We start from the raw sequence: 24,569 nt of genomic DNA on the forward strand, positions 1-24,569 counted from the left end.
ACCGAAAGAGGTCAGCAGCCGAGATCACCGACTTGCTCGGCGTACCACGGTTCGCCGACGTGCTCGCAGATGAACCGAAGCGTCCAATGCGGATCGCGGTGCTTGTCCCACTCGTCAGGACCGGCAGCGGCGAGCCGGTGCACGTACACGTCCGCCAGCCGGCGCAGGCACTGCTCGGCCTCGTTCAGGTCAGGCTCGGTGAACGGCGCCCAGTCGCCGGCCAGGGTGACGAAGCTGCCCCGCCACTCGTCCGGCCGGCTGGGGCGGTCGTCCAGCAGCGCTTCGATTTCGGCCAGGTGATCGACCAGGTGGTGGGTATGGCGACGGATCGCCTTGTGCGGGGTGTACAGCCGCGCACCGTCCTCGGCCAGCCGTGGCCGCCCGTCCCAGACCAGCCAAGTCCGCGCCAGGGCCAGGATTCGCTCGACACCGGCCACCACAACCTCACCAGGATTGCTGTTCTCAGGCATGCCGTCACCGTAGAAGCCGAACACTTCGGGAAACTCCGAACTGTGCACGCTCTAGAGTGCGCACCATGGGGACCGATTTCGCCGCGGTCGCGCGGCTGCTGGCCAACCCAGCACGCTCGGCCGTGGTCGATGCGCTGCAGGCCGGGCGTCCCCTCGCCGCCGGGGAACTCGCGCAGTTGGCCGGAGTCCGACCCTCCACGACCAGCGAGCACCTGACGATGCTCGTCCAGGGCGGCCTGCTCACGGTCGTCCACGCCGGGCGGCACCGCTACTACCAGCTGGCCGGCACGGCCGTGTCCGACGCGCTGGAGGCCTTGTCGCACATCTGCCCGGCAACCCCGGTGCGATCCCTGCGCCAAGCCAGCGCCGCCCGCACCTACCAGTACGCCCGCACCTGCTACGACCATCTGGCCGGCGCCCTTGGCGTGGCCTTGCTCGACGCCATGCTCGACCGGGAATGGCTCGCCCCTGGCGACCCCGACTACACGCTCACCCCAAGCGGTGCGACCGAACTCGGCCGACTCGGGGTCGACCTCGCAGCCTGCCGACGCTCACGCCGACAGTTCGCCCGGCCCTGCCTGGACTGGACACAACGCCGCCCGCACCTCGCCGGCGCCCTCGGCGCCGCCATCACGGCCACGCTGAACACGCACGGCTGGCTCCGCCCCGGCTCCCCAAACCGCGGAGTGCGGATCACCACCACCGGCCAGACCAGGCTGCACACCACCTTCGGCATCGACACCACAGCACTCACCACGAGCAACGACAGCTGAAAGTCCGCCTGGCCGGCACGGCGAGGTGGTCGCCGATCAACCTAGGACTGTGCCCGCGTTCTTTGTGCCGTGGGGACGCTTGCGGGAGAACGCCGAAAGGTCTATGTCCTGGCCGGTGTGCTCGCCGACGAATCGCACTGGCCGTTCGTCGTGGTCTACGCCGTTCTCCGTCTGTTCGATGATCGAGGCGAGGAACTTGCCGACGACCGGCGCGTTCTTGAACTGGTTGCCGCTGGTCCCCATGGCGACGTAGAACCCGTCCAGCTCCGTGCGGTCGTAGATCGGCGTCCAGTCGTCAGCGACGTCGTAGACTCCCACGACCCCGCGAGCCCGATTGGGTATCTCCAACGCCGGTAGCCGTCGCGCAGCCCTCGTTACCTGAGCTTCGAACACCGCCATCGTCGGGTGCGCGGTGACGGCATCCGGGTCGTCCACCCACTGCAGCGGATCGCATTTCGGTTCCGTACCACCGACCAGCAATCCCCCACCGACCTCGCCTCGCAGGTAGGTACCCAGGTCCATGTCCGCGACGCAGATCCCGACGCGGTTGTCGGCGCGAAAACTCACCGGGGCCGCGACGTGCGCAACCTCCTGCCGCAACGGCCGGCATCCCACGGTGAAGTCGGATCCGACCGAGGCCAGCTCATTGATGCGCGTCGACCATGGACCCGCGGCGTTGACCACTACGCCACAGGGGATCCTGCTCCCATCCGCGAGTGTCACCGCGATGACCCGGCCATGGGCCCGTTCGATCCCGCGCACCAACGCATGGAACCGGAATTCGGCACCGTGTGCCCGCGCGGCAGCGGCCAGATTCTGCGCCGCCAGTTGCGGGTCGTTCACGAACCCGGCATCAGGTGTGTACACGGCACCCAGCGTGGTTTCGGCCTCGGCCCAGAACTCCTCGTCGTCGATGCGTTTCGGTGGCCAGTACCTGCCGACGTCGATACCCGGGATCCGCTCGAGCAAGTCCGCACTCGACCATTCCTCGAACGGGACACCCACGTTCTCGAACAGCGGCAGGTACACCGACCGGGGAGCGACGTCCACATCCAGCATCGCCATCCCGCACCGCACGTACCGAGCCAATTGCCCGACATCGCGGCCAAGGTGCTCCGCCCACGACCTCCAGCCGAAGTGCGCCTCCCAGGCGGTGGCGACGCCCGCAGCGGTGGAGAAGTTGAACCGCACCACCGCGCTGGACGCACTCGTGGAGCCGTGGCCGGCTCCCCCCGCCTTGTCGACCACCGTCACCCGCCAGCCGCTGCGGGCGAGTTCCAATGCGACCGACGCACCGATCACTCCCGACCCGACCACCACGACGTCCGTGGCCATAGCCCTCCCTAGCTTTACCCTTGCCGCACGTTCGCGGGACTACCAACGACACGTGCCTATGCGATGGCACGACAGGTCCTGAGGTAGCTGAGGAACGAGGCCTGCAGGCCGGTTACGTGCGTTTCGCGCAGGACCGCGCTGGTGACGGCTCCGCTGCGTGAGGTGAGGCGATGCAGGACGGTGGCCGTGTACTTCGTGATGTTTTGGTAGATGGCCAGGTCTCCGAGCAGCTCGAGCTCGTTGAGGGTCACGTGCAGCTTGGCGGCATGCTGCCGGTCACCCATCTCTTGGAGCTGGGCGAAGATCTGACTGTCTGCACCGGCAACGCCGGGACTGCCCGCTCCGATGCTCTCGAAGAGCGTGCAGCCGGTGAGCCAGGTGTAGAGGCTGAAAAGTCCGCCGTAGGAGTAGCCGAAGAGGCCGTGACCGCTCGCGGCTGTGCCGTAATCGCGTTCGATCCGCGGGTGCAGTTCCGCGGTGAGGAAGTCCAGGAATGCGTCGGCGTGGGTTTCGCGTAGTTCGGCGAGATAGGCGTCGGCTTCCTCGCGGGTCATCGCGCCCGTTTGAATTCCCGTCTCCACGGCATCGATGAACTCCTCGGCGATGGGCTCGCCGGGTGGCACGAGGTCTCTGTTGCGCAGCCGTGCCCAGTGCTGTGCTTCCTCGCCTGCGTAGCCGACGCTGACTTGGAGGTAGGGCTGGATTCGTTGGATGGGGTCTAGCTGGGTGACGATGAGCGGAGCCGTCATGCCAACGGCCCAGTTGCCGTCGAGCACGTACACGACAGGTACTTGCGTCGTGGCGGGGTCGTAGCGCGGTGGCGTGGTGACCCAGACGCCGTAGTCGTGCCCACCGCTGGAACGCAGCTCGAAGTAGTCGGTGTCGGCGAGGCAGCCCTGCCACATGGCGCTCATCGCAGGTCCTTCACAACGCGTCCGGCCTTGACGACGAGGATGGCGTTGGCGGGATCGGCGAAGAGCTTCGGATCTTCGAGCGGATTGCCTTTCCAGAGCACGAAGTCTGCCTGCATCCCGGGAGCGATGACGCCCACCTGGCCGGATAGGCCGAGGATCTCGGCGTTGGTCTTCGTGGCCGCCACGAGAGCTTCCATCGGCGTCTCGAGCTCCGCGCGCAGCCTGAGCTCTTCGCCTCGACGGTCCTGAGCCGGACCGATGAGATCGGAACCCAGCCCGATCCGCACGCCGGCCTCCTTGGCGACAGCGAGCGCCTCGGTCATCCGCTCACGAACCCCCAGCACACGATCGCGGGTCGCCTCGCCGAGGCCGGCTCCGGCGGTGTCGTGCAGCAGTTGCTCGACGACAGCGAACGTGGGCACAAGAGCAACCCCGCGAGTGGCCATCAGGGTGGCCGTGGACTCGTCGAGGTCGGTGCCGTGCTCGACACAGCCCACCCCGGCCTCGACCGCGTTCCGAATGCCTTCGTTGTTGTGGGCGTGAACCGTCACATAACTGCCCCGTGCCGCAGCTTCTTGAACAGCGACGGCGATCTCTTCCACGGTGAACTGGGTGTCGGTCAGCCGGTCGTGGGCGCCGACCACTCCGCCGGTCACGCAGAGCTTCAGGAAGGAGGCTCCGCGACGGAAGGCTTCGCGCACGTTGCCTCGCAGCTCGTCCGCGTTGCCCGACATCATGGACAGGGCGCACAGACCCGGAACGTGATGGCTGCTCCACAGCTCGGTGGGTTCCCAGTCGGCTCCGTAGTAGCCGTGCCCACCGGTCTGGCACTGCACAGGTCCGCACGACAGCACGCGCGGTCCCCTGACCTTGCCCTTTGCGATCGTGGTGACGACGCCGCCGTCGATCCCGCCGGTGTCCCGAACGGTCGTGAAGCCGGCATCGAGCGTCGCGCCGGCCGTGGCGAAGATGTCCGCGGCGATCTCAGCGGCACTGAGCTGAAACGAGAACTGCGGCTGGATCGGGCTCGACAAGCCCAGGTGAACGTGCGCGTCGATCAGGCCGGGCGTCATCGTCAGTCCCCCGGCATCGAGGCGCTCGCCGTGTGCGCTCGAGGCACCAAGCTGGGCAACACGCCCGTCTTCGACGGTGACGTTCACGTCGATGGGGTCGCAACCCGACCCGTCGACGACCGCCGCGCCGACTACCTGAAACCGTCCCACGAGTCGTTCCCTCCGCCGCCTGCGAGCCGACTGCGACCATGTGCGAAGCAACACGGCGCCATCAGTCTTTCTTTTCCAATGGATAAACTGCGGGAGTGATCTTGTCAAGCGCGGAACGCAAGGGCGACGCACGCGAGCGTCTCCTGGCTCGACTTCTCGACACCTTCGGCGAGGACCTTCCCTCGCCGGAGGTGTCGCTCCGCGAGATCGCCGCCCGGACCGAGACCAGCCACGCCCTCCTGCGATACCACTTCGGGTCACTCTCGGGCGTCTTGGCAGCCATGCTCAAGGCGCAGCGATCTCGTGACAACGAGGCGCTTTTCGAGGTCGCCCAGCAGGGCACCTTTGACGACCTCGTGGTGGCGATCTGGCGGGCCTACACCCGCCCGGAGCAGCTGTCGCGTGTCCGCAGCTTCTTCCACGTCGTAGGACTGGCCGCGTACCGCCCAGAGGACTTTCGCGAGTTCATCGACTCGCTCGACGACCTGACCAGGATGCTGGCCTCGCTCGCGGAACGCGAAGGGCTCGACACCGAGGAAGCGCTGACCATGGCCACCGTCGCCGTTGCCGCGATTCGTGGCCTGCTCTTGCAGGAAGTTCTGACGCCAGGGGTCCGCTCGGAGGACGCGGTCGCCTTGATCCTGCGCATGAGTACGGGCCAGTCCGTTCCACGGACACGTCCGGGGCCTTGAGCAGGGAGCCGCCCAGGTTCAGCCGCCTTCCGGCCTATCCAGCGGACCGCTTGCCGCGGTGAGGTGCAGGAGCAGGTGCAACTCCAGCGCCCGCGGCGGGGAACGCCAACCCTCGCCGAGCAGGCTGTCGGCTGCGGCCAGTCGCTGGTAGAGCGTGTTGACGTGGATCGCCAGTGCGGTGGCTGCCGGGCGGGGACGGCGGCCGTGGTCGAGGAACACGCGCAAGGTCTCCACCAGCGGCACACCACGGCGTCGTTCCTCGGCGAGCACCGGGCCCAGCACGTGCTCGAAAGCCTCCGCCAGATCGCGGCGACCGGCATGGTCGAGCAGAATCCGGTACAGCCCGAGTTGCCCGGCGGTCGCGGCTTCTCCCTTGCGCCCCAAGGCTTCCAGGGCACGCAGCGTCTGTCGGGCCTCGTGGAAGCACCGCCGCAGCTCCGCCTGCCCGCGCGCGGGGCCGGCGATGCCCGCGGTCGGTGCGTCGCGCGGCCAGTCCCGGCGAATGCCGTCGGGACCGGCTGTGGTCACGACAAGCAGCCGACCGCCGTGCTCGGCCGTGAGCGCGCCGGGCAATTGCGGGAGCCGCGCCCGTCCGGAGGCCACCACGAGCACCGAGTACCGCGCTGACGGGTCCAGCCCGGCTTGCCGCAGGGCTGGTCGCTCCGAGGTCGTGGTGAGCAGATCGACCAGCAGTGCCGCGCGGGTGCGCCGCGACGCTTCGGCCGCAGCCTGCTCGGCGAGCAGCGCGAGTGCTAGTGCCGGAGCCGCACGGTCGAGGAGCAGCCGGTCATCGCGGACGGGCTCACCGTCGAGCACCAGCGTGCCGAAGCGTCTCTCTCCGGCCACGACGGGCTGCGCCACGGTCGCGCTGTCCGCGGTCCCGTCATCCGGCGGTTCCGCCACGAAGCGGACCTGCCCGCGCGCCATCGAGCTGATCTCGGCCAGCAACTCCTCGACGCCGCCGCCGGTGAGCACCACGCGCGTCAGCCGCTGGTCCCAGCGCAGCGTCTGCTCCAGCTCGTCGGTGCGGCGCGCGAGCTGGTCGTTCGCGGCGTTGAGGCTACTGATGGCGTTGGCGTTCTCGATGGCGATCGCCGCGTGCGCGGCCAGTGCCGAGGCCAACGTCACTTCGTGCTCGGTGAAGTCCCGTTCCTGGCGCTTGCCCACGAACAGGGCGCCGAGCACGCGGCCGCGCAGGCGCAACGGAACTCCGAGCAGCCCGCGCATGTTCTCCGCACGTGCCGCCGTGTCGGCGGTGTCGTCGTGGCGGAAACGCCGCTCCACCTGGTAGTCGGCAGTCCAGCGGGGCGCGGCGTGCTCGATCACCTCACCGGCCAGCCCCACCGACAACGGGATCGCCACCCCGACCAGCTCTGGCGTGAGCGCACCGCTGGTGACCTTGAGTCGCAGCTGCCCGTCCTCGACGAGGCCGAGGTAGGCCAGGTCCGCGCCGAGCAGCCGGCGTGCCTGGTCGACGATCTCCGGTAGTAGCTCGTCGGGCGCGTGGAGAGCGGCCAGCCGGATCGCGATGTCGTTGAGCGCGGCCAACTCGGCCGCCCGCTGCGCCTGCTGCCGCAGCACCATCGTCAGCCGCAGCGCTTGCGCGGTCTCCCGGTCGGCCACCCCGGTGTCTCGCGACCGCGCCAGTTCGCTGCCGTGCCGCTGGAGCTCGTCCGGGGCGGCGTCGCGCAGCAGCAAGTCCAGCCATGACTCCCGCACCAGTAGACACTCCATCCATTGGCAATCGCCAACGATAGCTGGTTCACACATTGAGCGGAGGACGTGGACGCCGATAACGTCGCCGTCATGGGCGACGACGCGTGGCGGCGTGAGCTGATCGAGGACCTGGGCAGGGGCCTACCCGCCGGCCGGGTGATCACCGATCCCGATGTGGTCTCCGGCTACGTCCACGACGAGGCCGAATGGGCACCGCACGGCACACCGGCGGCGGTCGTGCGACCGCGTACGGCCGAGGAGGTGCGGCACGTCGTCCAGGTCTGCCTGCGGCTCGGCGCCCCGGTCGTCCCACGGGGCGCCGGCACCGGGCTGTCCGGCGGCGCGAACGCGATCGAGCACAGCGTGGTCGTCTCGACCGAGGCGATGACCACGATCAAGGAGATCAACCGGCGGGAGCGGCTGGCGGTGGTCGAGCCCGGCGTTGTCAACGACCACCTGCGCGCGGCCTGCGCCGAGCACGCCCTGTGGTACCCGCCGGACCCCGCGAGCGCGCCGTGGTCGACCATCGGCGGCAACGTCGCCACCAACGCGGGCGGACTGTGCTGCGTGAAGTACGGCGTCACCGGCGACTACGTCCTGGGCCTGGAGTTCGTGACCGGAACCGGCGAGCTCGTCCGCATCGGCCGTCGCACCGCCAAAGGCGTCGCCGGCTACGACCTCGCCGGGCTCATGGTCGGCTCCGAAGGCACGCTCGGCGTCATCACCGAGGTCACCGTCCGGCTGCGCCCGGCCCGCCAACCCGAACACACCGTCGTGGGCTACTTCTCCTCGATCGTCGACGCCGGGTACGCGGTCGCCGCCGTCGCCGAAGCCGGGCTGGAGCCCTCTGCGCTGGAACTGATCGACCGGCACTGCCTGGCCGCCGTCGACGAGTGGAAGCACATGGGCCTGTCGACCGAGGCCGACGTGGTGTTGCTGGGCCGCACCGACAGCGCTGGTCCGGCCGGCGAACGAGAAGCCGACGCGATGCTGGCCTGCTTCGAGAAAGCGGGTGCGACGTTCGCGGTGCGCTCGACCGACCAGCAGGAGGCCGACGCGCTGTTCGACGCGCGGCGCCTGGCCTACCCCGCGCTCGAACGGCTCGGGCCGGTGCTGACCGAAGACGTCTGCGTGCCCAAGGGCGCGGTCCCGGAGATGCTCGCGCGGATCGAGGAAGCCGCCGTGCGGCACGACACGCTGATCGCCAACATCGCGCACGCCGGCGACGGCAACCTCCACCCGCTGCTGATCACCCAACCCGGCGACGACGCCGCGAAGAAGCGGGCGCAGGCGGCCTTCGACGACATCATCGCGGCGACGCTGGAGTTGGGCGGCACGGTGACCGGCGAGCACGGAGTCGGTCTGCTCAAACGGGACGGGCTGGCCGCCGAGGCCGGGCCTGCCGTGCTGGCGCTCGGCCGGGCGGTCAAGGACGCGTTGGACCCGCACGGGATCTTCAATCCCGGCAAGGTAATGGCGACCGAGCGGGAAGGAGCGTGACAACGGTGCCAGCCGTCCGCATTGGACAGAGGCCGGTTCGGGGCAACGTGGCAGACGCCTGACAGAGCTTCTTGACCCCAATTGCCCCATCGGCCATCCATGGCCAGCAACACAGCGAAGCCCAGGTCGCTGACCTGGGCTTTCCCGCTGTACTGCTCCCCCGCTTGGACTCGAACCAAGAACCCTCCGGTTAACAGCCGAATGCTCTGCCAATTGAGCTACAGGGGAATGAAGTTGTCGCCGTCCGGATCGCTCCGGCCAACGAGAAGAAACTCTAGCGCATGCCCGATCGGCCCTCTGCAACCACCCGGGTGTTCGCCCCGCGGGCGGCGCTGACCGGCATGCGGGACAATGGGCACCAGCTGGACACCGAAGGGAGGCGTGGAAACCATGAAGACATTGCTGCTGGGCGCGGCCGTGGGCTATGTGCTCGGCTCGCGGGCCGGCCGGGGACGTTACGAGCAGATCGTGCGCACCTACCGCAAGATCGCGGATCATCCGGTGGTGCAGGGCGCGGCCGGGATCGCCAGGGCGAAGGTCGGCGAGAAGGTCGGCGAGGCCCCGTTCACACGCCGCGGCAGGACAGGCCCGCCTGGGGCGAACGGCCAGCACCGGGCCGCTCAGCCGCGGCCCTGAGACCCGATCCTGGCGACGGCGAACACCCGCCGGAACGGGAACCAGGTCGTCCCGTCGGCGCGGGGCGGGTACGCCTCGTCGAGCAGCGGGGCCAGCCGGCTCCGGAACCGTTGCCAGGATCCTTCGTCCAGGGCCGCCCTGACCGGCCGCAGCGCGGTCCCGGTGATCCATTCGAGCACCGCGTCCGGCCCGGCTAGCCGCTGCACGTACGTCGTCTCCCAGGCGTCCACCGCGCAGCCGGCACCGGCCAGCAGTTCGGCATAGCCCTGCGGACCGTCCACAGTGTCCTCCCCGCGCAGGTCCACACCGGACAGCAGCGCGGCCCACTCCGGCTCCGCCGCCAGCTTCCGCACCAGCGCGTGGGACGGCGCGCTCAGGTTGCCCGGCACCTGCATCGCCAGCCAGGCGCCCGGCGGCAGCTGCCCGGCCCAGCGCCGCAGCAACTCCCGGTGCTCCGGCACCCACTGCAGCACCGCGTTGGTCACCACCACGTCGGTGTCCGCCGCCGGCGCCCAGTCACGCACGTCGAGCAGCCCCGCTGGCACCCCGGCCGCGCGGGCCGCGGCCACCATCTCGGGTGAGCTGTCCGTCGCCTCCAGCTCCGCGTCCGGCCAGCGCTTGGCCAGGCCGGCGGTCAGGTTCCCCGGCCCGCACCCCAGGTCGACGACCCGGCGTGGAGCCTCCGCGCCGATCCGCGAGGTGAGGTCGTGGAACGGGCGGGCCCGCAGGTCGGCGTAGTCGAGGTACTTGGCGGGGTCCCACATGGCGCCTCCCGAGACGGCAAAACCGTACGCTCATACTGCTCGATACAGTACGAGCGTACTGCTACGCCTGTCCAGTCCCCGGCCCGGCCAGCTTCTCCCCCGCCTCGCGCGCAATCGCCGCGACCACTGCCGGATCCACCCCGGGATCGGCACGCACCTGCAGCACGATGCCGTCCTCGCCGGGCACCTTGCGCTGCACGAACCAGGCGCCGCCGCCCTCGAGCTCCTGGTGGTGGCGCTCGCGGATCGACCCGTCCACCCGCTGCCGGACCATCAGCGGCACCCGGCCAGGCTGCTCCAGCACGAACTTGACCGGCGGCCGCTCGGCGAGCAGCACGGCCGCGCCGAACTCCTCGGCGACCACCGCCTCGCTCAGGGTGAACACCCCGTCACCCCAGGTCGCCTTGCCGACCAGATGCCAGCCGACCCGGCGCGCGGACTCGCCGTCGGGCACCCACAGCCCGAGCTCGGTGACCACCAGCGCACCGCCGCCGGACACCGCCGCGGACGCGAGCGCGTTCTCGCCCGGCGCCAGCGCGCCGGGGAACCCGTCCGGCAGATGGTCCCCGAAAAGCCGCCGCAGCCATCCCATGCGCTAGCCCATCCCGCCGATCGCCTGGTCCCGCAGGGCCTTCCGGTACTGCTCGAGCGCCACCAGGTCGCCGAACAGCGCCCGGTACTCGTCGGCCGCGTCGATCGGCGAAAGCCGCTGGAGCTTCGACTTGATCTCCGCGATCTGCCTGCCGACCAGGTTCTCCTGCACCGCCGCGAGCACCCCGCCGACGTACCGCGAGTCCACCTCGCCCTTGGCGCGCAACGGTTCCACCGACAGCTCGCTGAGCAGGGTCCGGACCGCGCCCTGCGGGCAGTGCGGGGTGGCCGCGTCGATCAGCGCCGGGCCGGACAGCCCGCTCGCCGCGCCACCGGCGGCGAGCACGGCCTTGTGCAGTGCGGCGTACGCGGGATGGGTGAACGCTTCCACGGGCAGCGCGTCGTACTCGGGGCCGGCGATCGCCGGCTCCTGCAGTGCGGCCTTGAGCGACTCCCGCTGCGCGGTCAGCCGCGGATCCGAGGCCGCCGGGCGCGGGATCTGCTGGGCGTCACCGGCGCCGCCGGCCCGCGTTTCGCCGCCGCGCGCCACCGGCTTGCCCCGGCTCGACCCGGCGCTCTCCCGCACCCGCCGGACCACCATCGCCACGTCTTCCCAGCCGACCCACCAGGACAACTTCGTCGCGTAGCCGTCCCGGCTCGCCCTGTCCTTGATCCTGGCGACCAGGGGGACGGTGTCCCGGAGCGCGGCCACCCTGCCGTCCACCGAGTCCAGGTCGTAGGACTTGAGCATGCTGCGGATGGCGAACTCGAACAGCGGGATCCGCCGGGCGACCAGGTCTCGGACGGCCGCGTCGCCCTTGGCCAGGCGCAGTTCGCAGGGGTCCATCCCGTCCGGCGCGACCGCGATGTAGGTCTGCCCGGCGAAGGACTGGTCACCCTCGAACGCCTTCAGCGCCGCCTTCTGGCCGGCCTCGTCGCCGTCGAAGGTGAAGATCACCTCGCCGCGGAAGGTGTCGTCGTCCATCAGCAGCCTGCGCAGCGCGTACATGTGGTCCGCGCCGAAGGCCGTGCCGGACGAGGCGACCGCGGTCTTCACCCCGGCCAGGTGCATGGCCATCACGTCGGTGTAGCCCTCGACCACCACCACCTGGTGCCGCTTGGCGATCTCCTTCTTGGCCTGGTCGAGGCCGAAGAGCACCTGCGCCTTCTTGTAGATCGGCGTCTCGCTGGTGTTGAGGTACTTGGCCTCGATCCGGTCGTCGTCGAACATCCGCCGCGCGCCGAAGCCGACCACGTCGCCGCCGAGGTCCTTGATCGGCCACAGCAGGCGGCGGTGGAACCGGTCGATCGGGCCGCGCTGTCCCTCCTTGACCAGTCCGGAGGTGAGCAGCTCCTTGAGCTCGAACCCCCGGTTCAGCAGGTGTTTGGTCAGCTTGTCCCAGCCGCCGGGGGCGAACCCGCAGCCGTAGCCGCCGGCCGCCGCCTGGTCGAAGCCGCGCTCGTTGAGGAAGTCGCGCGCGGGCTTGGCCTCCGGGGTCAGCAGCTGCTCGGCGTAGAACTGGGCGGCCACCTTGTGCGCCTCGACCATCCTGGCCCTGGTGCCGCGGTCGCGCTGCACGCTGCCGCCGCCACCCTCGTAGGTGAGCCGGAAGCCGACGCGGTCGGCCAGCCGCTCCACCGCCTCCACGAAGGAGACGTGGTCGATCTGCATGATGAACTTGATGACGTCGCCGCCCTCACCACAGCCGAAGCAGTGGTAGGTGCCGTACGTCGGCCGGACGTTGAACGAGGGGGTCTTCTCGTCGTGGAACGGGCACAGCCCCTTCAGCGCGCCACCCCGTGACTGAAGCGCCACGTAGTCCCCGACGACCTCGTCGATCCGGTTCCGTTCACGTACTTCGGCGATATCGCTTTCCCGGATCCGGCCTGCCACGGAGTGGAGTCTAGTTCCGACCTGTTTCCGGCCGTGCGGCACACTCGGGGTGTGAGCAGCACGCCGCACCGGCTGGACGCACTGGCCGAGGAGTTCTCCGGTCTCCGGTCCCATCTGATCGCGGTCGCCTACCGGCTGACCGGTTCGGTCTCCGACGCCGAGGACGCCGTCCAGGAGTCCTGGCTGCGCCTGTCCGAGCTGCCGGACGCCAAGCGCGCCGAGATCGAGAGCCGGAAGGCGTGGCTGACCACGGTGGTCGGGCGGATCTGCCTGGACCGGCTGCGCTCGGCCACCGCGCGGCGCGAGCAGTACGTCGGCGAATGGCTGCCGGAGCCGATCATCACCCCGCTCGCCGGCGGCACCGGCGAGGACCCGCTCGAGGCGACCGTGCGCGACGAGGGCGTGCGGATGGCCGCGATGGTGGTGCTCGACAAGCTCACCCCCGAGCAGCGGGTGGCCTTCGTGCTGCACGACGCGTTCTCGGTCCCGTTCGCCGAGATCGGCGAGATCCTCGGCTGCTCCCCCGCCACGGCCAGGCAGCACGGCTCGCGGGGCCGCCGGGCGCTGGAGGACGCCGACGCGCCGCCCCGGGTGCCGGCGGCCGAGCAGCAGGAACTGCTCGGCCGGTTCATGCGGGCGGTGATGACCGGGGACATCCGCGCGGTCGCCGAGGTGCTGCACCCGGACGTGGTGCTGATCGGCGACTCGAACGGAAAGGCGAGGACCACCAGGAAGATCATGGTGGGCGCGGACAAGATCACGCGCTTCTTCCAGGGCCTGCTCACGCGCTACCGGCCGGAGGGCTTCGCCGCGGCGCAGGCGGTGCTGGTCAACGGCGACATCGGGCTGTACCTGCCCGCCATGCCCGGCGGCGACGGCTACCTCGACCTGGACAAGCACGTGCAGGTCGTCGACGTGCGCGACGGCCGGATCGTGACCATCTACGACCTGGCCAACCCGGACAAGCTCGAACGCGTACCCGGGTCCTGAGGTCAGCGGATCGGGTGAACCTTCGGCGAGCATCCGCGTGCAAAGAACATATGTTTCGCGTGCGGCATGCACCTATTCGTCACGGTTCGAAACTCCGGCGCGACAAGATCACGGCCGTGGCAGGATGGCCGGATGGTGCGCACTCCCACCGATATCGAAGACAGGACGACGTGAGCGGGCAAGACGGCGGCACCGCGAACCGGGCGGCCGCCACGCCACCCGGCGACGCCGGACCCGCGTTGTTCCGGCTGGTGCGGTTCTGGGCACGGCGCTGGGCGCCGGACGTGGTGCAGAAGCTCGACGAAGGCGCGCCGGACACCTGGACGGTGCAGAACCTCTACGTCATCCAGGCGATCCACGGCGCCTCGATGGCGGGCACCCGGAACAGCTCAGGCGGCGAGGTGACCGTGGCGGACGTGGCCAAGCAGCTCGGGCTGGACCGCTCGGTGGCCAGCCGGATGATCGCCGACGCGGTCCGCGACGGCTACGTCAGCCGGCATACCTCGGCGCAGGACGCCCGGCGCGCGCGGCTGTCCCTCACCGAGGCCGCCGAGGAGTTCCTGGCCGCGTCGAACAAGCACCAGCAGCAGGCCTTCGAGGACCTGGTCTCGCGCTGGCCAGCCGACGACCGGCGGCGGTTCGCCGGCTATCTGCGCCGGCTGGCCGGCGAGGTGCTGGACACGCCCTGATCCCAAAGGGCAAAAAGTCGGCTATTTGCCCGTCGGGGCCTAGCGGGTCAGCTCGCGGACGTCCCAGATCCAGACCCCGTCGACGTACCTGGCCGGGCTGCGCAGCAGCAGGTCGACCGTGTCGCGCAGGGCGTCCTGGTTCTTGCCGCGCGGCAGCACGACCACGTCCGCCCGCCAGTACCGCAGGTCGTCCAGCGCGTCCGTGCGCGCACCCTCGTCGATCTGGGGTATCGCACCGGACTCGCGCACCTTGGCCAGCAGGGCGGTGGTCGGGCGGCGGATCGCGCCGTACCGGCCGCGCTTGTCGTCCGGCCCGTTCGGGCCCACGAAGTAGCCGTCCGCCAACGGGAACTCCAGGCCGGCTTCGACCTGCCAGTGCAGCGCGCGGGCGTCACCGGAGCTCGGCAGCGGTACCACCACCACCGAACCGCCCGGCTCGACCTGGCCGCGCCAGCCGCCGTCGGCGAAGAACCGCGGGGTGGCCTCCCTGATCTCCGCTTCCAGCGGGGTCGGCGCGATCGGCAGCAGCACCGCGGTCAGCGCGCCGAGCCAGAGCAGCCGCAGCGGCAGTTTCAGCTGCCGGACCTCCCAGCTCGCCGCCGCCGCGAGCACCCGGTCGGTGGCGATCGCCAGCAGCGCGCCGATCGCCGGCAGGCAGCCCATCGCGAGCCGCGACTCCAGCACGGACTCGAACAGCGGCCACTCGGCGAACAGCTTCCACAGCCCCGGCACACCGGTCTCGACGTGCGCCACCACCAGCTCCACGCCGAGCGAAAGCCAGGCCAGCACGAACATCGACACCGCGATCGAACGGGACAGCACCGAGCGCCACAGCCAGATCGTCAGCACGATCATCAGCACCACCAGCGGCCAGCCGAAGAACGCGTTCTCCTCGGTCGGGTTCATCGCCACGTCACCGGCGTTCGCGGGATCGCCGGCCACGGACTCGCCGGCGAACCGGGTCAGCGCGGCGGTGTCGTTGCCGACCGGGCCGTGTTCCAGCGACTGGTAGCTCTGCGGCCCGAAGAACTGCCACCACAGCGGAAACGCGGTGAGCACGAAGGCGACCCCGACCGCCACCCCGAAGCCGGTGGCCATCGGCCGCACCGACGCCCAGATCTCCCGCGGCCGGGAAATCGTGTAGGTGACGGCGAAAACGAAGAAGGCGACCGCGCAGATCAGCAGCGGCTCCTCGCCGAGGAAGACCTGGTACGCGACCAGCAGCCCGAGCAGCACCCCGTCGCGGACCGGCCTGCTGCTGCCGGGCAGCCGGATCAGCCGGAGCACGATGAACGGCAGCAGGAACAACCCGACGAAGTTGGGGTGCGCGTTGGCATGCGAGATCATCGACGGGGCGAAACCGCAGAACCCGCCGCCGATCGCGGCCGCGACCCTGGACCCGACCAGGTGCCGGGAGAACACCCAGTACCAGGCCGCGGCGGTACCGGCGAGGCCGCCGGTGAGCGCGACCGCCCAGGTGACCGTGGGCCCGAAGGTCAGCGTGATCGGGAACAGCGGGATGCCGACGCCGAGCATCGCCGTGTTGGCCATCAGGTTCACGCCGAGCGGGAAGTTCTGCAGGTCGCTGGTGAACGGGTTGTTCAGCTCCAGCACGTTCTTCGCGGTGACCGCGAAGAACCATTCCCACATGTTCTGGTCCTGCGCGCTGTTGCGCAGGTAGCCGCCGTCGAGCTGGACCCACAGCCCGCTGAAGACGATCACCGCCAGCGACAGGTAGACCAGCATGACCCCGGCGTCCACCCGCGAGAACGGCCGCCGCCACGGTCCGGCCGGGGACGGCGGGGCGAGCGGTGGCAGCGTGGTCGTCGGATCCTGGTGAAGGTGCACGTTCCCTGGACGCCCCTGGCCGGGGGAAAGGATGCCCTGGGATCTGTCTTTCACGGTTCGACGACGCGGGCGAGGAAGTAGATCGCCCCGCTCTGCGCGTGCCGCACCAGCAGCAGGAAGGGCCGGTCCACCCGGACCGAGACCGGGTCGCCCGACGGCATCGACACCAGCCGCATCATCACCGCGGTGGCGGCCGCCCCCTCCAGGCCCTGCTCGTCGATCCGCAGCACCGCCTGGTGCAGCACGTCCGAAACCTCGATCCGCGGGTCGGGGGTCAGCCCGGTCAGGTCGGCGGCCGGGGTGAACATCGTGCGCACCCCCAGCCGCCGCAGCACGTCGTTCAGGTCGCTGCGCAGGTCCAGGTCGATCTTGGGCAGCGCCAGGTGCACCGTGGTGTCCCGCTTGGCGGCCAGCAGCCCAGCAACCAGCTCAGCGTCCACATCGGACTCCTGCGCGGCGAGTCCCTGGTCCGGCAACAGGATCAGCGCCTGCACCCCGCCCGCGGCTGGCAGCTCGACCAGCTGCCAGCCGTCGGCGGCCGCGTAGCCGAGGCGCTCGGAGTTGTGCATGGTCGGCACCCGCCTGGTGCCCGAGGGCGCGTGGAACTCGGCGGGCTCGGTGTCGCCGTCCGGGAACCGGAACGTCCACGCGGTCTTGAGGTAGAGCGCGTTGACGATGCTGGCCACGGTGTCCGGCTGGACGGTCCCCGGCTGCAGCAGCTCGGGGATGAGGTCGCGGGTCGTCTCCGCCACGTCCTCGTTGATCTTGCGCCGCGCGGCCTCGGTGTCGGTGCCGAACGGCGCGGTCGCCACCTGCCCGGCCGGCCAAGTCGCCAGCTCGGTCCGGAAGCCGTCTTCGACCGGCAGCTCGTCCCAGACCCACAACGTGTTCGACACGGCGAGCACCGGGGCCTCGCCGCTGGCGGGCTCGGGCAGCTCGGCGGCCGCGCGCAGCAGCTCAGCCTGCCCGGCGATGTCGGGCACGGCGCCGGCCAACAGCGCGATCAGCTCGTCGGCCGTGCTACCCCGCGCGGCTCGGCTGACCAGGCCCAGCGCACTCGCCACCGAATAGGGCGAGAAGCAGGAGTCACCGCCGCCCGCCGCGACCTCTCGGTGCAGCGCGAGGCTGAAGTTCAGATGCGCGCGTTCGGAACCCGTCGCTTCAGACACACCGTGACGCTACCGGCGCGGGCGCAGCGGCGCCGCACCGGCACCGCGACCCGCCTCACCCGGCGTGCCGTCCGGTGTGCCACGCGTGCCAGGCGTGCGCCTGCGCGTCGGTCAGCGAAGCGACCTGATCGATCACCACCCGCAGTCGAGCCGCGTCGCCGTCCGCCTCCTGCCAGGCCGGATGCAGCGCCGCATCCAGCGACTCCGGCGCCCGCACGGCCAGCACCCGCACCAGCTCGGCGAGCATCTGCCGCTGCCCGTCCTGCATGGCCAGCCGCCGCGGGTCGCTCATCACGTACCGCAGGGCGAGCGCCTTGAGCAGCGCCACCTCGGCCGCGACCTGGTCCGGTACGGACAGATCGGCGGCGTACCGGCGCAGCGGGCCTTCCCCGTACTCGGTCCTGGTGCCGGTGACCGCGGCCGCGGCGAACCGGCCGACCAGCTCGCTGGTCATCCGCTTCAGCGCGACCTGCGCGCCGAGCGAGTAGTCGTACTCGGCCCCGGTCAGCGCGGCCACCGCGGGCAGCGTCCGCAGCTCACCCGCAGCACCCTCCACTGTGGACACTGGGAGGGTGGTGAAGTGCTTGGCCGCCAGCTCGGCGACCGCGGCACGCTCATCGGGATCGGCCAGCACCCGCAGCGAGATCCGCCCGGCCAGCACCCCGTCCTCGACGTCGTGCACCGAGTAGGCCACATCGTCGGCCCAGTCCATGATCTGCGCCTCGATGCAGGCCCGCCGCGCCGGCGCACCGTCCCGCATCCACTCGAAGGCGGCCAGGTCGTCGTCGTAGGCGCCGAACTTGACCGACCCGGCGCCGCGTGCCCACGGGTACTTGGTGGCCGCGTCCACGCAGGCCCTGGTCAGGTTCAGTCCGGTGGCGGCGCCCCCGTCGGCGAGCGCCTTCGGCTCCAGCCTGGTCAGGATGCGCAGGGTCTGCGCGTTGCCCTCGAACCCGCCGCAGGGCTGCGCGACCTGGTTGAGCGACTGCTCCCCGTTGTGCCCGAACGGCGGATGGCCGATGTCGTGCGCCAGCCCGGCGGTGTCCACCAGGTCCGGGTCCGCGCCCAGCTCCTCGGCGATCCCGCGGCCGATCTGCGCCACCTCCAGCGAGTGGGTGAGCCTGGTCCGCGGCACCCCGCTCACCTCGGCGCCCTCCCCCGGCCCGACCACCTGGGTCTTGCCGGCCAGCCGGCGCAGCGCGGCCGAGTGCAGCACCCTGGCCCGGTCGCGGGCGAACGCGCTGCGCCCGTCCGCGCGGGAGCCGGGCAGCGCGGCCTGCTTCGCCGGCTCGGCGAGCCGGCGCTCCCGGTCGTGGTCGTTGTAGCTCGAGCTCACCCGTGGAGCATATGCGCGTGCACCGACAACTCAGCCGATGCTGGTGCCGCCGATCTCGTCCGCCGGGTTGTTGGTCAGCCGGTAGAACAGCAGCGCACCGGTCTCCCGGTAGATGTACATCGCCTGGGTCTCCCTGGTCTGCACGACCGGGCCGCGATGGGTCGGCGAGCCCCAGGCGTCCAGCCCGGTGTCGTTGGCCATGGTGGTTGCCCGCAGCGAGTGCCAGGGATCGCTGACGATCACCGCGGTGCGCAGCCCGCGCTGCTGCGCCGCGGCGGACACCGCGCGCAGGCTGCCCAGGGTGTCCCGGCCCTCGTTCACCAGCAGCGTGGCCGTCTTCGGCACGCCCTGCTGGACCAGCCAGCGCTGACCGGCCTCGGCCTCGGTGTAGTTGTCGCCGGTCTTGCCGCCGCCGACGGTCACCACGGTCTTGGCGACGCCCTCGTCGTAGAGCTGCTTGGCGTGCTCGAGCCTGGCCTCGAAGACCCCGGACGGCTTGCCGTTGTACTGAGCGGCACCGAGCACCACGATCACGTCCGCCGGGGCGCGGTCGTCCAGCCTGGCCACCTGCCAGACGCGCACGGCGGTGCCGCCGACTACCAGCAGTAGCAGCAGCACGGTGCCGAAAAGGGCTCGGCGCACCCAGTTGGCCGGACGCGGGGTCACCGGCGGAAGGGACGAACTCATCCAGGCCATCTTCGCAGAGCCGCCGTCGCGCCCCGAAGACAGCTCGCTACAACCAGCTCGCTACAACCAACCGCGTTCTTCGGTCAGCCGGATCGCCTCCGCGCGGGTGCGCGCGCCGGTCTTGCCGATCGCCGAGGACAGGTGGTTGCGCACGGTGCCTTCGGACAGGTGCAGCCGCTGGGCCAGCTCGGCCACCGTCTGGCCGGAGCTGGCCGCCTCCAGCACCTGCCGCTCCCGCGCGGTGAGCGGGCTCGTCCCGGTGGCCAGCGACTCCGCCGCCAGCGCCGGATCCACCACACGAAGTCCGCTGTGGACCCTCCGGACGGCGTCCACCAGCTGTTCCGGCGGAGCGTCCTTCACCACGAACCCGGCCGCACCGGCCGCCATCGCCCTGGCCAGATAGCCCGGCCTGCCGAAGGTGGTGCACACGATGATCCGGCAGGCCGGCAGCGCCGCGTGCAGCTCGGCCGCCGCCGCCAGCCCGTCCTTGCCCGGCATCTGCACGTCCAGCAGCGCCACGTCCGGCGCGCTTTCCCTGGCCGCGGGCAGCACGTCGTCACCGCTGCCGACCTGGGCGACCACCTCCAGATCGGGCTCCAGCCCGAGCACGGTGGCCAGCGCGCCGCGGACCATCGCCTGGTCGTCGGCGAGCAGGATGCGGATCATGCCGGCTCCCCGACCGGCCTGACCTGCGCCGTCGCGGGCGCGGCGGCCGGCTCGTCGTGCTCCGGCGCCTCGGCACGCAGCACGAACCCGCCACCGGGTTTCGGCCGCGCGGTGACCGTGCCGCCGACCTCGGCCAGCCGCTCGGACAGCCCCCGCAGGCCGTTCCCCTGCCGCACCTCCCCGGCGGCGGTGCCGTCGTCCTCGATCTCCAGCCAGTTCCGACCGAGCCTGGCCCGTACCGTGCGGGCGTCCGAATGCCGGATCACGTTGGTGACCGCCTCCCGCAACACATAGCCGAACACCCGCTGCAGGTCGGGACGCACATCGTCCACCGCGTGCGGCAGGTCCGCGTCGATCTCCGCGGCCCGCAGCGCCGCGCGCGCACCGGCTATCTCCGCGGGCAAGGACACCTCCAGGTACTCCGAAACGGTCGCGCGCACGTCACCGAGCGCGCTGCGGGAGAGGCCCTCCACCTCGCGGATCTCGGTGATCGCCGAGTCCACGTCCTTCGAGCTTTCCAGCACCCGGCGGGCCAGCCCCGCCTTGACCGTGATCGTGGTGAGGCTGTGCCCGAGGATGTCGTGCAGGTCCCTGGCCACCCGCTCCCGCTCCGCGGTGACCGCCAGCGTGGCGATCTCGTCCTGGGCCCGGCGCAGCACCCGGACCGTCCGGATCAACCGGCCCATCACCAGCAGCGCGAAGCTGACCGAGCAGATCGTGATCAGGTCGCCGACGTCCTCGGACCACCGCCCGGTGACCAGCAGCAGCACCGCCAGCCCGGCCGCGCTGGCCCCGTCGAGCACCAGCACCCAGCCGACCGGCAGGACGAAGGCGAGCATCGCCATCACGTAGGTCATCAGGCTCAGCGAGTCCGGCCCGAGCAGGGCGAGCTGCGCCCAGCCCACGGCCAGCATGCCGACGCAGAAGACGAGCCGGCGACGGAGGTCGTCCACCGGCAGGACCATCGGGAACAGGAGGTAGCACAGCGAGTAAACCGCGACCAGCGCCAGCACCAGGCCGTTCCACCACAGGCCCCGATGCCCCTCCAGCACGATCCGCACCGAGGGGGCCGCGTAGGGGGTCAGGAATCCGATCGCGATGATCGCCCAGCGGTACCGGAACCGCCGTTGCCCGCCGACCCGTTGGAAGGTGCCCACGTCCCGCCACCACAGGTTCCGCGAACCCGGCCCCTCCGTCACCACTACCGCTCCTCAGAATCTTGCGGGACACCCGCACCCGATCGATGAGGGCATGCGCAAAAAGCCTCGCATGCCCCCATCTCAGAATCTTGCGGGACACCCGCACCCGATCGATGAGGGCATGCGCAAAAAGCCTCGCATGCCCCCATCTCAGACTCGTGCGCTGTCTTTACGGTAACGCCTGATCACCAGCGCCCCGAGCACCAAGGTCCAGGCGGCGAGCACCCCGGCCGCGTTGCCCAAGCTCACCGACAGGTCGCTGGTCACCGCGCCCCGGCCGATCTGGGTGAGCCAGTAGCTGGGCAGCGCCGGGGAGATGTCCGCCATCCAGCCCGGCATCCCGTCGAGCGGGATCCACAGTCCACCGAGGAACCCCATCACCATCATCACCAGCATGTTCACCGGCTGCATCGAGTCCGGGGTGCCGAACTGGCCGAGCAGCAGGCCGAGCAACACCAGCGGGATCGAGCCGAGCCAGATGCCAAGCACGATCCGCAGCCAGGCGCCCGCGTCCAGGTGCACCCCCTCGGCGAACGCGCCGACCAGCGGCACCACGAGCAGCGCCGGCAAGGCCACCAGCATGCCGGAGACCGCCTTGCCGCCGAGGTAGCCCGCGCCGGACAGCGGGGTCAGCCGCAGCTGCCGCTGCCAGCCGGCGGCACGCTCGAAGGCCAGCTTGCCGCCGGTCGCCATCGCGCCGGCCAGTGTGCCGAACGCCATCATGTTCACCATGATCACCGCGACCGCCACCGCGCGCCCTGGGGCGTCGCCCTGGATGAACACGTTCGCCTGCAACAGGAACATCAGCACCGGGAAGGCGACCCCCAGCACCACGAACCGGGTGGAGCGGAAGGTCCGCCTGGTTTCCAGCAGGAAATAGCCGAAACTCATCGTCAGCGCTCGCTCTCGGTGTTTTGTGCGGTGTCTTGTGCGGTCAGTGAAAGGAAGGCGCCCTCGAGCCCGATCGCGGAGATCTCGATGTCGTAGGCGTTGTCGAAGCGCGCCAGCAGCGCGCGCAGGGTGACATCCGAGTCGGCGCTGGACAGGGCAACCCGGTCACCGCGCAGGTCGAACTCGCGGACCGCGGGCAGACCGGCGATGGTGGCCCGGTCCGCCCCCGGTACGACCGCGCGGACCGTGCGCCCCCCTGACAGCGCACGGACCTCGGCGACCGAGCCGTCGGCCACGATCCGGCCTGCCCGCATCAGCACCACCCGGTCCGCGAACTCTTCGGCCTCTTCGAGGTAGTGCGTCGCGAAGAGCACCGTGCGGCCGGACTCGGTGTACGTGTACATGGACTTCCAAAACTCGTGGCGGGTTCCCACATCCATTGCCGCGGTCGGTTCGTCCAGCACCAGCAGATCGGGGTCGCTGACGAGTGCGACGGCGAACCGCACCCGCTGCTTCTGGCCGCCGGAAAGCTTGTTGGCCCGGCGGTTCGCCAGCTCCGCCACGCCGGCCCCGCGCAGCGCCTCGGACACCGGCAGCGGCGCGCGGTGCAGCGACGCGACCATGGCGACCATCTCGCGGACGGTCAGATCGTCCACCAGTGCGCCGCCCTGCAGCATCGCGCCGATCGCGCCCTCGGCCACCGCCTCCGCCGGCGAGGAGCCGAAAACGGTGACCTCACCGGTGTCCGGCTTGCTCAGGCCGAGGATCATGTCCACAGTGGTCGATTTGCCGGCGCCATTCGGGCCGAGCAGGGCGACCACCTCACCCGGCGCGATGCTGAGGTCGATCCCGTCGACCGCGTGCACGTCGCCGTAGTGCTTGCGCAGCCCGGTGAGGTGCACCGCGGCCCCCGCCGCGACCCGGTGGCCTTGCGGCGAAGAAGTACTCGTTCTGTTCATGCCTTCAGCCTGCGCGCCGCCAGCCCTTCGCACGCAGCTCAACCGTCACGATCTCCCCATGACACTTGTCAGGGGTGGCTGACGCAGCGAAGGCCACCTTCGCTGCGTTGAACGCAGGCAAGGTGGCCTTCGCTGCAAAGGTGTCTACCGGTCAGCAGCCGAGGAGGCGGGCGGCGAGGTAGGCCTCGAGCTTGTCGATGGCGACGCGCTCCTGCGCCATGGTGTCGCGCTCCCGCACGGTCACCGCGTGGTCCTCCAGCGAGTCGAAGTCGACCGTCACGCAGAACGGCGTGCCGATCTCCTCCTGGCGGCGGTACCGCTTGCCGATCGAGCCGGCGTCGTCGAAGTCCACGTTCCAGTGCTTGCGCAGCCTTGCCGCCACGTCCTTCGCCTTGGGCGTGAGATCGGCGTTGCGGGACAACGGAAGCACCGCCACCTTGTACGGCGAGAGCCGGTAGTCCAGCTTCAGCACGACCCGCTTGTCCACGCCGCCCTTGGCGTTGGGCACCTCGTCCTCGGTGTAGGCGTCCACCAGGAAGGCCATCATCGACCGGCCGACCCCGGCCGCCGGCTCGATCACGAACGGCCGGTACCGCTGCCCGCTCGCCTGGTCGAAGTAGGACAGGTCGACCCCGGAGTGGTTGGAGTGCGTGGTGAGGTCGAAGTCGGTGCGGTTGGCGATGCCCTCGAGCTCGCCCCACTCCTGGCCCGAGTTGAAGCCGAAGCGGTACTCGACGTCCACCGTCCGCTTCGAGTAGTGCGACAGCTTTTCCTTGGGGTGCTCGTAGTGGCGCAGGTTCTCGGACTTGATGCCGAGGTCGGTGTACCACTCGGTGCGGTTGTCGATCCAGTACTGGTGCCAGGTCTCGTCCTCGCCAGGCTCGACGAAGTACTCCATCTCCATCTGCTCGAACTCGCGGGTGCGGAAGATGAAGTTGCCCGGCGTGATCTCGTTGCGGAAGGACTTGCCGATCTGGCCGATGCCGAACGGCGGCTTCTTCCGCGAGGTCGTCTGCACGTTCAGGAAGTTGATGAAGATGCCCTGCGCGGTCTCCGGGCGCAGATACGCGAGCCCCTCCTCGGTCTCCACCGGACCGAGGTGCGTCTTCAGCATCATGTTGAAGTCACGCGGTTTCGTGTACTCCCCGCGGGTGCCGCAGTTCGGGCAGGGCACATCGGACAGGTCGTCCTCGGCGACCTCTTTCCCGGTGCGCTCGGCGTAGTCCTCGGCCAGCTGGTCCGCGCGGAACCGGCGGTGGCAGGACAGGCACTCGACCAGCGGGTCGTTGAACACGTTCACGTGACCGGAAGCGACCCACACCTGGCGGGGCAGGATCACCGAGGAGTCGAGGCCGACCACGTCCTCACGGGCCTGCACCACGGACTTCCACCACTGGCGCTTGATGTTCTCCTTGAGCTCGACCCCGAGCGGGCCGTAATCCCACGCAGACCGGGTACCACCGTAGATCTCCCCGCACGGAAAAACGAAGCCACGGCGCTTGCACAGGCTGACGACGGTCTCAATGGTGTTGGCGGGCACTCCACGCTCCGAGGCATGCGGGGACGGTTATCTGAAGTCGTCAGCGTATCCGGCCGCCCCCGCCTGCCGTCGAGGGGATTCCTTAGC

General features: G+C 70.4%; 23 protein-coding genes and 1 tRNA gene. 6 read left to right on the forward strand and 18 right to left on the reverse strand.

All coding sequences use genetic code 11. The annotated features are described in order from the left end of the window. Positions 1 to 11: 11 nt before the first annotated feature. Positions 12 to 470, reverse strand: coding sequence for a hypothetical protein (locus AMYNI_RS0101400; protein WP_026359935.1), 459 nt, complete (start codon positions 468 to 470; stop codon positions 12 to 14). Positions 471 to 535: 65 nt separating this feature from the next. On the opposite strand from AMYNI_RS0101400, the gene AMYNI_RS43295 reads away from it, so the two are divergent. Further along, positions 536 to 1,243 carry an ArsR/SmtB family transcription factor gene (locus tag AMYNI_RS43295; RefSeq protein ID WP_020666172.1) on the forward strand — a complete coding sequence of 236 codons (708 nt, stop codon included), beginning with the start codon at positions 536 to 538 and terminating at the stop codon, positions 1,241 to 1,243. Between the two features lie 36 nt (positions 1,244 to 1,279). Here AMYNI_RS43295 and AMYNI_RS0101410 read toward each other — a convergent pair whose 3' ends face one another. The 3 genes from AMYNI_RS0101410 to AMYNI_RS0101420 are packed head-to-tail and all read right to left on the reverse strand — an operon-like array spanning position 1,280 to position 4,715. After that, positions 1,280 to 2,578 carry an NAD(P)/FAD-dependent oxidoreductase gene (locus AMYNI_RS0101410; RefSeq protein ID WP_020666173.1) on the reverse strand — a complete coding sequence of 433 codons (1,299 nt, stop codon included), beginning with the start codon at positions 2,576 to 2,578 and terminating at the stop codon, positions 1,280 to 1,282. Between the two features lie 56 nt (positions 2,579 to 2,634). Further along, the gene (locus AMYNI_RS0101415) at positions 2,635 to 3,492 is read right to left on the reverse strand and encodes an alpha/beta hydrolase (RefSeq protein ID WP_020666174.1); all 858 of its coding nucleotides are present in this window, start codon (positions 3,490 to 3,492) and stop codon (positions 2,635 to 2,637) included. After that, complete coding sequence (locus AMYNI_RS0101420; RefSeq protein WP_020666175.1) at positions 3,489 to 4,715, reverse strand: metal-dependent hydrolase family protein; 1,227 nt, start codon at positions 4,713 to 4,715, stop codon at positions 3,489 to 3,491. Before AMYNI_RS0101420 ends, AMYNI_RS0101415 begins: the two co-directional genes overlap by 4 nt. A 95-nt stretch (positions 4,716 to 4,810) precedes the next feature. Between AMYNI_RS0101420 and AMYNI_RS0101425 the strand changes: the two genes are divergently transcribed. Further along, entirely contained in the window at positions 4,811 to 5,407 is a 597-nt protein-coding gene (locus AMYNI_RS0101425; protein WP_020666176.1) for a TetR/AcrR family transcriptional regulator, read from the forward strand. A gap of 18 nt (positions 5,408 to 5,425) precedes the next feature. On the opposite strand, the gene AMYNI_RS0101430 is transcribed toward AMYNI_RS0101425, so the two are convergent. Beyond that, a complete protein-coding gene (locus tag AMYNI_RS0101430; protein ID WP_020666177.1) occupies positions 5,426 to 7,126 on the reverse strand; it encodes a helix-turn-helix domain-containing protein in 1,701 nt (566 codons plus the stop codon). 87 nt (positions 7,127 to 7,213) lie between these two features. Between AMYNI_RS0101430 and AMYNI_RS0101435 the strand changes: the two genes are divergently transcribed. After that, on the forward strand, positions 7,214 to 8,623 hold the full coding sequence (locus tag AMYNI_RS0101435) for an FAD-binding oxidoreductase (protein WP_026359937.1): 1,410 nt from the start codon (positions 7,214 to 7,216) through the stop codon (positions 8,621 to 8,623). A gap of 155 nt (positions 8,624 to 8,778) precedes the next feature. Here the strand turns inward: AMYNI_RS0101435 and AMYNI_RS0101445 are convergent. Next, positions 8,779 to 8,851, reverse strand: a tRNA-Asn gene (locus AMYNI_RS0101445). Positions 8,852 to 9,013: 162 nt separating this feature from the next. Here AMYNI_RS0101445 and AMYNI_RS0101450 point away from each other — a divergent pair. Then, positions 9,014 to 9,259 (forward strand): hypothetical protein, encoded by a 246-nt coding sequence (locus AMYNI_RS0101450; protein ID WP_026359938.1) that lies wholly within the window; start codon positions 9,014 to 9,016, stop codon positions 9,257 to 9,259. Here AMYNI_RS0101450 and AMYNI_RS0101455 read toward each other — a convergent pair. The 3 genes from AMYNI_RS0101455 to dnaG form a co-directional block, all read right to left on the reverse strand. Then, the gene (locus AMYNI_RS0101455) at positions 9,244 to 10,023 is read right to left on the reverse strand and encodes a trans-aconitate 2-methyltransferase (RefSeq protein WP_020666180.1); all 780 of its coding nucleotides are present in this window, start codon (positions 10,021 to 10,023) and stop codon (positions 9,244 to 9,246) included. The genes AMYNI_RS0101450 and AMYNI_RS0101455 overlap by 16 nt on opposite strands. Before the next feature lie 61 nt (positions 10,024 to 10,084). After that, positions 10,085 to 10,615: a hypothetical protein gene (locus AMYNI_RS0101460; protein WP_020666181.1), complete on the reverse strand. Its 531-nt coding sequence runs from the start codon at positions 10,613 to 10,615 to the stop codon at positions 10,085 to 10,087. 3 nt (positions 10,616 to 10,618) lie between these two features. Continuing rightward, on the reverse strand, positions 10,619 to 12,508 hold the full coding sequence (gene dnaG / locus AMYNI_RS0101465) for a DNA primase (protein WP_020666182.1): 1,890 nt from the start codon (positions 12,506 to 12,508) through the stop codon (positions 10,619 to 10,621). Between the two features lie 51 nt (positions 12,509 to 12,559). On the opposite strand from dnaG, the gene AMYNI_RS0101470 reads away from it, so the two are divergent. Both AMYNI_RS0101470 and AMYNI_RS0101475 read left to right on the forward strand, forming a co-directional pair. After that, on the forward strand, positions 12,560 to 13,498 hold the full coding sequence (locus AMYNI_RS0101470; protein ID WP_020666183.1) for a sigma-70 family RNA polymerase sigma factor: 939 nt from the start codon (positions 12,560 to 12,562) through the stop codon (positions 13,496 to 13,498). A 170-nt stretch (positions 13,499 to 13,668) separates the two neighbouring features. After that, complete coding sequence (locus AMYNI_RS0101475; RefSeq protein ID WP_020666184.1) at positions 13,669 to 14,187, forward strand: MarR family winged helix-turn-helix transcriptional regulator; 519 nt, start codon at positions 13,669 to 13,671, stop codon at positions 14,185 to 14,187. 39 nt (positions 14,188 to 14,226) lie between these two features. Here the strand turns inward: AMYNI_RS0101475 and AMYNI_RS0101480 are convergent, their stop codons facing one another. From AMYNI_RS0101480 to AMYNI_RS0101520, 9 genes are all read right to left on the reverse strand, one after another. Then, positions 14,227 to 15,933 (reverse strand): glycosyl transferase, encoded by a 1,707-nt coding sequence (locus tag AMYNI_RS0101480; protein WP_425387934.1) that lies wholly within the window; start codon positions 15,931 to 15,933, stop codon positions 14,227 to 14,229. A 152-nt stretch (positions 15,934 to 16,085) separates the two neighbouring features. Continuing rightward, a complete protein-coding gene (locus tag AMYNI_RS0101485) occupies positions 16,086 to 17,204 on the reverse strand; it encodes a serpin family protein (protein ID WP_020666186.1) in 1,119 nt (372 codons plus the stop codon). 55 nt (positions 17,205 to 17,259) lie between these two features. Continuing rightward, positions 17,260 to 18,540 carry a deoxyguanosinetriphosphate triphosphohydrolase gene (locus AMYNI_RS0101490; RefSeq protein WP_020666187.1) on the reverse strand — a complete coding sequence of 427 codons (1,281 nt, stop codon included), beginning with the start codon at positions 18,538 to 18,540 and terminating at the stop codon, positions 17,260 to 17,262. A 30-nt stretch (positions 18,541 to 18,570) separates the two neighbouring features. Further along, positions 18,571 to 19,236 (reverse strand): YdcF family protein, encoded by a 666-nt coding sequence (locus AMYNI_RS0101495; RefSeq protein WP_020666188.1) that lies wholly within the window; start codon positions 19,234 to 19,236, stop codon positions 18,571 to 18,573. A 51-nt stretch (positions 19,237 to 19,287) separates the two neighbouring features. Then, positions 19,288 to 19,893, reverse strand: a complete 606-nt coding sequence (locus AMYNI_RS0101500; protein WP_020666189.1) for a response regulator transcription factor — start codon at positions 19,891 to 19,893, stop codon at positions 19,288 to 19,290. Next, on the reverse strand, positions 19,890 to 21,095 hold the full coding sequence (locus tag AMYNI_RS0101505; protein WP_020666190.1) for a sensor histidine kinase: 1,206 nt from the start codon (positions 21,093 to 21,095) through the stop codon (positions 19,890 to 19,892). Before AMYNI_RS0101505 ends, AMYNI_RS0101500 begins: the two co-directional genes overlap by 4 nt. 147 nt (positions 21,096 to 21,242) lie before the next feature. Next, the gene (locus tag AMYNI_RS0101510) at positions 21,243 to 21,983 is read right to left on the reverse strand and encodes an ABC transporter permease (RefSeq protein WP_020666191.1); all 741 of its coding nucleotides are present in this window, start codon (positions 21,981 to 21,983) and stop codon (positions 21,243 to 21,245) included. A 2-nt stretch (positions 21,984 to 21,985) separates the two neighbouring features. Further along, a complete protein-coding gene (locus AMYNI_RS0101515; RefSeq protein WP_051116257.1) occupies positions 21,986 to 22,942 on the reverse strand; it encodes an ABC transporter ATP-binding protein in 957 nt (318 codons plus the stop codon). 151 nt (positions 22,943 to 23,093) lie between these two features. Further along, positions 23,094 to 24,482: a glycine--tRNA ligase gene (locus tag AMYNI_RS0101520; protein ID WP_020666193.1), complete on the reverse strand. Its 1,389-nt coding sequence runs from the start codon at positions 24,480 to 24,482 to the stop codon at positions 23,094 to 23,096. Between the last annotated feature and the right edge of the window lie 87 nt (positions 24,483 to 24,569).

It is taken from the genome of Amycolatopsis nigrescens CSC17Ta-90, from assembly GCF_000384315.1.
Classification (GTDB): Bacteria; Actinomycetota; Actinomycetes; order Mycobacteriales; family Pseudonocardiaceae; genus Amycolatopsis; species Amycolatopsis nigrescens.